Raw genomic sequence first — 867 nt, 5'->3', positions numbered from 1 at the left:
GAGGACGTCTTACGTGGGTGTAATTCGTTGTGCGGCATGATGTGACCCGTGGTCGACAGGCTTGCTCAGAGACTGATCCCGGATGCGTTGTGGGACATCGTGAAACCACTGCTCCCCGAGTTCGCGGCGAGACCACAGGGCGGCGGGACTGCACCGGTGGACGAGCGGGCAGTGTTTACCGCGGTGGTATTCGTGTTGACCAGCGGGTGCGCGTGGCGGCATCTGCCGCCGTCGTTCGGGGTGAGTGTGCCGACCGCGCATCGCCGGTTCATGGTGTGGGCCGATGCCGGAGTGTTCGAGGCACTGCACCGAGAGATACTCGACCGGCTCGGAGTTGCCGGCGAGCTCGACTGGAGCGCGGCGATCCTGGACGCGGCGAGTGTGCGGGCGAAAAAGGGGGATCGCTGACCGGTCGCAGTCCGGTCGATCGCGGCAAGAAAGGCTCCAAGCTCCACGTCATATCGGATGCGAACGGGATCCCGCTGGTCACCGGTGTCACCGCCGCGAACACTCACGATTCGGTGATGTTGCAGCCGATGGTCGAATCGATCCCGAAAGTCCGGTCGGTCCGTGGCCCGCGCCGTAGCAAACCCGCCAAGCTGCGGGCGGACAAGGGTTACGACTTCGACGTCCACCGCCGGTGGCTGCGTGGTCGCGGGATAGTGCCTAGGATCGCCCGTCGCGGTATCGAGGATCCCACGAAGTTGGGTCGGCATCGGTGGAAGATCGAACGGACTATCGCGTGGTTGACCGGCTATCGGCGGTTGACGATCCGTTACGAACGCCACGGCCGCCTCTTCGCAGCTTTTCTGCAACTCGCCGCAGCTATCACCTGCTACAAGAAACTCCCCACATAAGACACCCTCT

Annotated in this window: 1 protein-coding gene; it reads left to right on the top strand. The window is 63.7% G+C overall.

Annotated elements, in window-relative coordinates; genetic code table 11:
* Positions 1 to 75: 75 nt before the first annotated feature.
* Positions 76 to 857, top strand: a protein-coding gene (locus tag NFL01S_RS35090) for an IS5 family transposase (RefSeq protein ID WP_371851883.1) whose coding sequence is annotated in 2 segments (ribosomal slippage) — positions 76 to 396 and positions 399 to 857 — 780 coding nt in all. Because the reading frame shifts where the segments join, the coding sequence is not laid out codon by codon here.
* The last annotated feature ends 10 nt before the right edge of the window (positions 858 to 867 follow it).

It is taken from the genome of Nocardia flavorosea NBRC 108225 (genome assembly GCF_001613385.1).
Classification (GTDB): domain Bacteria; phylum Actinomycetota; class Actinomycetes; order Mycobacteriales; family Mycobacteriaceae; genus Nocardia; species Nocardia flavorosea.
This window is presented reverse-complemented; position numbering and strand designations above follow the sequence as displayed.